General features: G+C 64.5%; 8 protein-coding genes. 3 read left to right on the top strand and 5 right to left on the bottom strand.

The window, feature by feature from the left end; genetic code table 11:
* The 4 genes from EOC06_RS25985 to argJ form a co-directional block, all read right to left on the bottom strand.
* On the bottom strand, nucleotides 1-207 hold a 207-nt coding region (locus EOC06_RS25985; RefSeq protein WP_128309122.1), incomplete at its 3' end, for a hypothetical protein.
* A gap of 127 nt (nucleotides 208-334) precedes the next feature.
* A complete protein-coding gene (mutT, locus tag EOC06_RS25980; protein WP_127322229.1) occupies nucleotides 335-757 on the bottom strand; it encodes an 8-oxo-dGTP diphosphatase MutT in 423 nt (140 codons plus the stop codon).
* Nucleotides 750-1,502: an N-acetyltransferase gene (locus EOC06_RS25975; RefSeq protein ID WP_127269617.1), complete on the bottom strand. Its 753-nt coding sequence runs from the start codon at nucleotides 1,500-1,502 to the stop codon at nucleotides 750-752. Before EOC06_RS25975 ends, mutT begins: the two co-directional genes overlap by 8 nt.
* Nucleotides 1,503-1,531: 29 nt before the next feature.
* Nucleotides 1,532-2,773, bottom strand: coding sequence for a bifunctional glutamate N-acetyltransferase/amino-acid acetyltransferase ArgJ (gene argJ / locus EOC06_RS25970; protein ID WP_128309121.1), 1,242 nt, complete (start codon nucleotides 2,771-2,773; stop codon nucleotides 1,532-1,534).
* Nucleotides 2,774-2,943: 170 nt separating this feature from the next.
* Here argJ and EOC06_RS25965 point away from each other — a divergent pair, with 170 nt between their 5' ends.
* Entirely contained in the window at nucleotides 2,944-4,173 is a 1,230-nt protein-coding gene (locus EOC06_RS25965) for a caspase domain-containing protein (protein WP_128309120.1), read from the top strand.
* 303 nt (nucleotides 4,174-4,476) lie between these two features.
* A complete protein-coding gene (locus EOC06_RS25960; RefSeq protein ID WP_128309119.1) occupies nucleotides 4,477-5,076 on the top strand; it encodes a TetR/AcrR family transcriptional regulator in 600 nt (199 codons plus the stop codon).
* A gap of 67 nt (nucleotides 5,077-5,143) precedes the next feature.
* Here EOC06_RS25960 and EOC06_RS25955 read toward each other — a convergent pair whose 3' ends face one another.
* A complete protein-coding gene (locus EOC06_RS25955) occupies nucleotides 5,144-6,061 on the bottom strand; it encodes a peptidylprolyl isomerase (RefSeq protein ID WP_128309118.1) in 918 nt (305 codons plus the stop codon).
* 269 nt (nucleotides 6,062-6,330) lie between these two features.
* On the opposite strand from EOC06_RS25955, the gene secA reads away from it, so the two are divergent.
* Entirely contained in the window at nucleotides 6,331-9,063 is a 2,733-nt protein-coding gene (gene secA / locus EOC06_RS25950) for a preprotein translocase subunit SecA (protein ID WP_128309117.1), read from the top strand.
* Nucleotides 9,064-9,132 lie beyond the last annotated feature (69 nt).

Below are 9,132 nucleotides of genomic sequence, written 5' to 3'. Positions count from 1 at the left end.
GCCTGTCGCCGCCATGTCAAGCCCGCCGAAACCATCACGGGCCGACAGCGAGCGTGTCTGGCTGTCGAGGAAGGGGGTTGCGATCAGCGCCAGCGCCACCGCGGCCGAACCGAACAGCAGCGTGATGCGCAATATGCCCATGCCCGCATCGGCGGCGCGAAAACCGCGCTCGGGCCGGATCGAGTCCCAATCCCTGTCTAGGCTCATGCTATCGCTCCCCGGCAAATCGACGGCTCGGCCGCGAACGGCCATGCTTCAATTTTTCACGACGAGATAAATCTTCCATTAACGCTGGCTGATACACGCCTCGGCAGGAAGCGACCGGACGCGAACCTCAGAGCAGATCGATGAGGAACGGGATCAGCGGCGCATCGGCCGGCGGCATCGGATAGTCGCGCATCTGCTTCGGCCGCACCCATTTCAGCGTCTGCCCTTCCCTGGGCTGGGCTATGCCGCGAAAGCGGCGGCAGATGAACAGCGGCATCAGCAGGTGGAAATCGTCGTAGGAATGACTGGCGAAAGTAAGCGGCGCCAGGCATGGGATGTCGGTTTCGATGCCGATTTCCTCATGCAGTTCGCGAATGATGCATTGTTCCGGCGTCTCGCCGGGCTCGACCTTGCCGCCGGGAAATTCCCACAATCCGGCAAGTTGCTTGCCCTGAGGCCGCTGCGCCAGAAGCACCCGGCCGTCGGCATCGACCAGCGCGCAGGCGGCGACCAGGAGCAGGCGTTTGCCGGCGGTCACGACATCATTCATGACCCGGCGGCCGGCGGTAGTGGTAGCGATAGACTTCCTCGAAGCCGAGCGAATGGTAGAGCGCCAGCGCCGGCACGTTGTTGGCCTCGACCTGCAGCCAGGCTTCCCGCGCGCCCCGCAGCCGCGCCCATTTGAGCGCCGACAGGATCAGGTTGCGGCCATGGCCCTTGTTGCGCGCCGATCTGTCGGTGGCGACCTCGAACAGGCCGGCGAGATCGCCGTCATGCACGCAGATAAGCGTTGCCAGTGCCTCGGCTCCATCTTCGAGCGCGAACAGCCCGGCTTCGGGCTGGATGGCGCCGATGATCTCTGACAGGCCGGGGCGCAGCGAAACATCCGAACCGCTGACCTTGAGCAACGCGCCGATGAAGCGGCTGATGTCCTTGAGCGGAATCTGGTCCATGGCGGCGTCGAGCTGCGCGCCGGCCAGCGGCAGCCGCATGACCAGCGACTCGTCGAACCGGCTCCAGCCCTCGCGGTCGAGATGGCTGGCGAGATCGGGACCCGACAGCGGCGACATGCGGAACGTCAGCGGCCTTCCATAGGCATCGAAACGGCGGCTGGCCCGTCCGATACGGTCGGCCATGTGCATGATATCGCCGGGATCGAGCGGATTGACCGAGTTCAGCCGCTTGGCCGGATGGCCGGCGGTCAGCCGCACCACCCAGGTGCCGTCATAGTGGACGGCGGCTGCCGGCCAGGCGCGAAAGCCGGCCGCCTCGTAGCGGCGTACGATCGCGAGCATGCTTGCCGGATGCCTGGAGCTCAAAACCGTCAGCTCCGATAATCGCCATTGATGGCGACATATTCCTTGGTGAGATCGCAGGTCCACACCGTCGCCTTGCCGCGGCCGATGCCGATATCGGCACGGATGCGGATGTCGTCGCGCTTCATGTAGGCCGACGTCGCGGCCTCGGAGTAGCCGGGGTCGCGCTCGCCTTCATGCGCCAGCCTGTTGTCGCCGAACCAGATCGACAGCCGGTCGCGATCGGCGGGTTCGCCGGCCTTGCCGACGGCCATGACGACGCGGCCCCAATTGGCGTCCTCGCCGGCGACCGCCGTCTTGACCAGCGGCGAATTGGCGATGGACAGCGCGATGCGCTTGGCCGAGCGCGCCGATTTGGCGCCGGTGACGGTGACTTCGACCTGCTTGCGGGCGCCCTCGCCGTCGCGCACCACTTGCAGCGCCAGCGATTTCAGCACCTTGCCGAGCGCCCGGCGGAACGCGCCGAGACGGGCATCCTTGGGATCGGTTATCTCCGGCGCGCCGCGCTTGGCGGCCTTGCCGGTGGCGAAGATCAGCAGCGTGTCGCTGGTCGACGTGTCGCTGTCGACGGTGACCGCGTTGAAGGTCTTGGCCGTGCCGCGCGACAACAGATCCTGCAGGACGGGGGCGGCGATCGGCGCATCGGTGGCGATGAAGGAGAGCATCGTCGCCATGTCGGGCGCAATCATGCCGGCGCCCTTGGAAATGCCGTTGATGGTGACTTCGGTATCGCCGAGCTTGACGGTCGCAGTCGCCAGTTTCGGATAGGTATCCGTGGTCATGATCGCCTTTGCCGCCTCGGTCCACAGCCCGGGCTTGCCGTTGCTGACCAGCCCGGCCAGCAGGTGGCTGAATTTGCTGGTGTCGAGCGGCTCGCCGATGACGCCCGTCGAGGCCAGGAAAACCTCCGCTGCCGTGCAGCCGGCCGCCTTCGCCGCCGCCTCGCCGGTCAGCGCGGTCGACTCGCGGCCTTTCTTGCCGGTGAAGGCGTTGGCGTTGCCGGAATTGACGACCAGCACCCGGGCCTTGCCTGCGCCGAGATTCTGCCGGCAGAAATCGACCGGCGCCGAAGGGCATTTCGATTTCGTGAACACGCCGGCGACCGCGGTGCCTTCATCGAAGACCATGGTCAAAAGATCGGTGCGGCTCTTGTACTTTATCCCTGCCTCGGCGGTGGCGATGCGCACCCCTTCGATTTCCGGCATTTTGGGGTATTTCTTCGGCGCGAGCGGCGAAATCGTCGTGGACATGGAGGCCTCGGGCGGGAAAAATCGCAGGGGAAGGCCGGTTTGCCCGATAGACCGCGCGGGCGCAAGGGCGTTTTCGTCGCTCTTGCCCGGGAGTTCGAACCCGCTCGTGGTTAGGCCTGCATTGCAAATCCGATGGCGTCGCCGGGGCCGATGGCGTTATGATCTGCCCCATGGGCAGGCTTGCGATCCTTGCATGGGCATTTCTGGGACTTTTGCTGCTGAGCGCGGATGCGCAGCCGCAACGGCGCGTGGCGCTTGTCATCGGCAACGGCACTTACGCCGAAGCCGGCACGCTGGCCAACCCGGTCAACGACGCCCTCGACATCGCCGACAAGCTGCGCTCGATCGGCTTCGAGGTGATCGAGGGCAATGATCTCGGCAAGCGTGAACTCGAACGCAGCATCGGCGCGTTTTCCGATGCGCTCCAGGGCGCCGGCGTCGGGCTTTTCTACTATGCCGGCCACGGCCTGCAGGTCGACGGGCGCAACTACATCGTGCCGGTCGACGCCAGGCTGGACGTGCCGGTCAAGTTGCAGCTCGAAGCAGTACCGATCGACGAAGTCCTCGACATCATGGAACAGCAGACCAAGGTCAGCCTGGTGTTTCTCGATGCCTGCCGCAACAATCCGTTTGCCCGCAGTCTCAGCCGCACCGCCACCACGCGCTCGGCGAAGGCGCTGGCCGGGCTGGCGCAATTCGATTCGACGCGCGGCTCGTTCATCGCCTTCTCGACGGCACCTGGCGCTGTCGCCATGGACGGCAGCGGACGCAACTCGCCTTTCGCCGCCGCCCTGCTGCGCCACATCGCCGAGCCCGGCCAGAGCATCAGCGACATGATGATCGCGGTGCGCCGCGACGTGGTTTCGCAAACCCGCGAAACCCAGCGCCCCTGGGAGCAGGGATCGCTGCTCGAACGCTTCGAATTCGTCTCGGACGGACAACCCGCAGAGCCACAAAGGCCGGCCGCGGCGCCGGCGCCTTCAACGGAAGTGGCCGCACTTGAACGCTCTGTCGGCGACGACAAGGGATCGATCGAGAAATTCCTGCGCAAGGACTATCTGACGCCGGACACCGGGGCGATGAGCGAGACCGTCAAGCGGCTCTACGGCCCATCCGCCTTCATCTTCGGAACCCGCTACGACGCCGACGCCATCGTCAAGATCAAGGCCGACTGGTTTGCGCAGTGGGCCTCTTGGTCGCTAAGCATGGAGGCCGGCAGCCTGGAGGTCACTCCACAGGGCGAAGATCGCGCCGAGGCAGTCTTTGCGATGCGCTACGACTATCTTCCAAAGGACAGGTCGGCGGCACGCCTGACCGGCAAGGCGCGCGTCACGCTTGGGGTGGTCAAGGCCGGCGGCGGCTGGCGTATCGAATCCGAGACATCGCAGGCGATGCAGTAGGCGTGATCCCACGGCCAGCCGGGCAATTTAAGCCGGCAGTGCCTCATGGCGATAGGAATTTTTTCTTGACTCGGTGAGGGCAGCTATGCTACATTTTTGCCCATGGTGCTGATTTGCGCCAGTGACCCGCCGCCCGGCGGGTTTTTGCGTTTGGAGCTTCGCCAACCGACACGCCGGTAGACTTTCAGAGAATAAACTTAACCCCCGCCGCTACCATCCGTTCCAGAAGCTTGAAAACGCGCCGTTTCGTTTGAGCGTCGGGTCGCCTATATTGCCGGCGATAGTGTTGGCGAGGAGACAGAGATGGCCGAGGACGCCGGTCCGGCGCGCAGATCGATCGGTGCACGGCGCAACCCCGACACCGCCGATGCCATTCTCGAAGCCGCCGAGGCCGTACTGGTCGAAGCCGGTTATGCCGGTTTCTCGATCGAGGCGGTGGCGCGGCGGGCCCGCGCCGGCAAACCCACCATCTATCGCTGGTGGCCGAGCAAGGCGGCATTGCTGCTTGAGGTCTATCAGCGCCAGAAGCGCGTCGAGGTTCCCGATACCGGGCGGCTGGAAGAGGATCTCGTCGGCTTCCTGAAAAACCTGTTCACCCACTGGCGCGAGACATCGTCGGGAAGCGTGTTCCGGTCGCTGATCGCCGAGGCACAGTCGGACGAGACCGCTGCCGCGGCCCTTGCCGACTACTCGCTGGGCCGGCGCTCCCATACCGGCCAGATCATCGAACGCGCCAAGGCAACGGGCGAAATCCCGGCCGGCGTCGATTCAGCTGTTGTCGCAGACCTGATCGCCTCCTTCGCCTGGAGACATCTGTTGACCAACCGGCTCGACGAGAACGAAGCCACCATCGGCAAGGCGGTCAACTACGTGATGCGAGGCATAGCGGCGCCCGCCCCCTAAAACACGGCAATCAAAAAGGGCGCGGCAACCCCTGGCTGCCGCGCCCTTTTTCAAAGACCTATCAGTCTTACTTGGCGCTTTCCAGCGTATCGACCGTCTTCTTCAGGCTCGCGTCGGGGATCTCGATCTTGGCGCCGGCGCGCAGCGACTTGACCAGCGCGAAATATTTGTCGCGGATGACCGCCTGCTTGGCCTGGTCCTTGACGTCGTCGAAGGCCGGCGGCTGCTTGGTGCGCTTGTCCTCGAGCTTGATGACATGCCAGCCGAACTGCGACTGCACCGGCTGCTCGGTGTACTTGCCGACCTCGAGCGCGGAGGCCGCCTTGTCGAACTCCGGCACCATCTGGCCAGGTCCGAACCAGCCGAGATCGCCGCCGCTGGTCTTGCCCGAGGGATCGCTGGTGTGCTCGGTGGCGAGCTTCTGGAAGTCGGCGCCGCCGTCGAGCTGCTTGATGATGGCCTCGGCCTCTTCCTTGGTCTTCACGAGGATGTGACGGGCATGCAACTCGTTGGTGGGCGGCGTGTTGGCGATTTCCTGGTCGTAGCGGGCGCGGACCTCGGCGTCGGTGACCTTGTCGACGACGCCCTTCTCGACCATCTCGCCATGCAGCGCGCGCTGCTGCAGGAAGGCCATGCGGCGCTGGAAGTCGGGATCCTTGTCGAGCCCTGACGTGACCGCCTGGGCGGCCATGACACGGATCTCGATGGCAGCCGAGAGCGCTGCGGCACGGCGCTGCTCGGGCGGCAATTGCGCGAACTGCTGTGACAACTCCCCTTCGGCAAGCACCAGATCGGCTTCGGTCAGGGGCTGGCCGTTGACCGTGGCGATAACCTTATTCGGATCGACCGGTGCCGCGGCTGGCGCTGCTGCATCCGCCGGGGCGGGAGCGGTTTGCTGCGCCATCAACGGCGAGAGCGAAAGGGCCGACAGGCCGACGGCCAAGCCAAGGCTGGCGAGCGACGCGCGGCGGAACAACAGGGACATAGGGTGGACTCCGGTGGGGATTGTTAAGAGGGGTGCTTCCAGATCGGCCAGATTGTGGCGGAATTTGGCGCAGCCAGCAGGGCCAGCGCGGCGTTGACATCAGTTGAGCCCCCTCTTATCTGTCCAACGACTTTGCGTCCAGAACCGTTTTCCGGGCGCTTTTTGTGTTTGCCAGTGTTCACTAATGTGTTTGCCAGTGTTCACGTGGAATTGATGGGGCCGGCCGGCGCTCATCTCAAGATTGAGAATTCTATCGAAAGGACCATTGGATGGTCAGTCTCGGCGGTCTCGCCCGTAAGGTTTTCGGTTCCTCCAACGACCGTCGGGTCAAATCGACCCGGCCCCGTGTCGAGGCGATCAACGCCATGGAAAACGAGATGCGGGCGCTCTCCGACGAGGAGTTGGTCGGCCGCACCGCGAAATTCCGCCAGGACATAGCCAATGGCGCCACACTCGACGACCTGTTGGTGCCGGCCTTCGCCACCGCCCGCGAGGCAGCGCGCCGCGTGCTCGGCATGCGCCCCTTCGATGTCCAGCTGATCGGCGGCATGGTGCTGCACAATGGCGGTATTGCCGAGATGCGCACCGGCGAGGGCAAGACCCTGGTCGCGACGCTGCCGGTCTACCTCAATGCGCTCGCCGGCAAGGGCGTCCACGTCGTCACCGTCAACGATTACCTGGCCACCCGCGACTCCGAATGGATGGGCCGCGTCTACAAGTTCCTCGGCCTCTCGGTCGGCGTCATCGTCCATGGCCTGTCTGACGAGGAGCGCAGCGCCGCCTACGCCGCCGATGTCACCTACGCCACCAACAACGAGCTCGGCTTCGACTATCTGCGCGACAACATGAAATACGAGCGCGCCCAGATGGTGCAGCGCGGTCACAATTACGCGATCGTCGACGAAGTCGATTCCATCCTGGTCGACGAGGCGCGCACCCCGCTGATCATTTCCGGTCCGCTCGAGGACCGTTCGGAAATGTACAACACCATCGACACCTTCATCATCCAGCTGCAGCCGCAGGATTATGAGATCGACGAGAAGCAGAAGACCTCGATCTTCACCGAGGAAGGCACCGAGAAGCTCGAGAACCTTTTGCGCGACGCCGGCCTGCTCAAGGGCGAGTCGCTCTACGACGTCGAGAACGTCGCCATCGTCCATCACGTCAACAACGCGCTGAAGGCGCACCGGCTGTTCCAGAAGGACAAGGACTACATCGTCCGCAACGGCGAGATCGTCATCATCGACGAGTTCACCGGCCGCATGATGCCGGGCCGCCGCTATTCGGAAGGCCTGCACCAGGCGCTCGAAGCCAAGGAGCATGTGGCGATCCAGCCGGAGAACCAGACGCTGGCCTCCGTCACCTTCCAGAATTATTTCCGCCTCTACAAGAAGCTCTCCGGCATGACCGGCACGGCGCTGACCGAGGCCGAGGAATTCGGCAACATCTACGGTCTCGAAGTCACCGAAATCCCGACCAATCTGCCCGTCGTGCGCATCGACGAGGACGATGAGGTCTACCGGACTGTCGAGGAGAAATACAAGGCGATCGTCAGGGAGATCCGCGAAGCCAGCGCCAAGGGTCAGCCGACGCTGGTCGGCACCACGTCCATCGAAAAGTCCGAGCAGCTGGCCGAGCGCCTGCGCAAGGAAGGTTTTACCGATTTCGAAGTGCTGAACGCCCGCCATCACGAGCGCGAGGCGGCGATCGTCGCCCAGGCCGGCAAGCCCGGCGCCATCACCATCGCCACCAACATGGCCGGCCGCGGCACCGACATCAAGCTCGGCGGCAATGCCGAGATGCGGATCGAGGAAGAACTCGGCGACATGCCGGCCGGACCCGAGCGCGAGGCGCGGGAAAAGGAAATTATTGCCGACATCGAGCGGCTGAAGGAAAAGGCGCTGGCCGCCGGCGGCCTCTACGTGCTGGCCACCGAACGCCACGAATCGCGCCGCATCGACAACCAGTTGCGCGGCCGTTCCGGCCGTCAGGGCGACCCCGGCCGCTCGAAATTCTTCCTGTCGCTGCAGGATGACCTGATGCGCATCTTCGGCTCCGAGCGCATGGACGGCATGCTGCAGAAGCTCGGCCTCAAGGAAGACGAGGCGATCATCCATCCGTGGATCAACAAGGCACTGGAAAAGGCGCAGAAGAAGGTCGAGGCGCGCAACTTCGACATCCGCAAGAACCTTTTGAAATATGACGACGTCTCCAACGACCAACGCAAGGTGGTTTTCGAGCAGCGCATCGAACTGATGGACGGCGAAGGCCTTTCCGAAACGATCGCCGAGATGCGCGAAGGCGTCATCGACGAGATCGTCGCCAAGGCCATTCCCGAAAACGCCTATGCCGAGCAGTGGAACGTTGCCGGGCTGAAGGCCGAGATCGCCGAGTTCCTGAACCTCGACCTGCCGGTCGAGGACTGGGCCAAGGAAGAGGGCATCGCCGAGGACGACATCCGCGAGCGCATCGGGCAGGCCGCCGAAGCCGCCGCCAAGGAGCGCGCCGAGCGTTTTGGCCCCGAGGTGATGAACTATGTCGAGCGCTCGGTTGTGCTGCAGACGCTCGACCATCTGTGGCGCGAGCACATCGTCAATCTCGACCATCTGCGTTCGGTCGTCGGCTTCCGCGGCTACGCCCAGCGCGATCCGCTGCAGGAGTACAAGGGCGAAGCGTTCGAGCTGTTCCAGGCCATGCTGGGCAATCTGCGCCAGGCCGTCACCGCGCAGCTGATGCGCGTCGAACTGGTCCGCCAGGCCGCCGAAGCGCCGCCTCCGGAAGCCCCCGACATGTTCGGCACCCATATCGACGGCACCACCGGCGAGAACGACTTCGAAGGCGGCGAGACCGCCCTCCTGGTCCGCCCGGAGACAACCGCCATCGTCGCCCCCGAAGACCGCGACCCCAACAACCAGGCCACCTGGGGCAAAGTCGGCCGCAACGAAGCCTGCCCCTGCGGTTCGGGGAAGAAGTACAAGCACTGCCACGGGGCGTTCGCGTAAGGGCGCTTCTTCCTTCCCTTCTCCCCGTTCACGGGGAGAAGGTGGCCCGCAGGGCCGGATGAGGGGCGG

The organism is Mesorhizobium sp. M7A.F.Ca.MR.362.00.0.0, from assembly GCF_004023175.1.
Classification (GTDB): Bacteria; Pseudomonadota; Alphaproteobacteria; order Rhizobiales; family Rhizobiaceae; genus Mesorhizobium.
The sequence above is the reverse complement of the archived record's forward strand: the minus strand, read 5'-3'. Positions and strand labels throughout refer to the sequence as shown.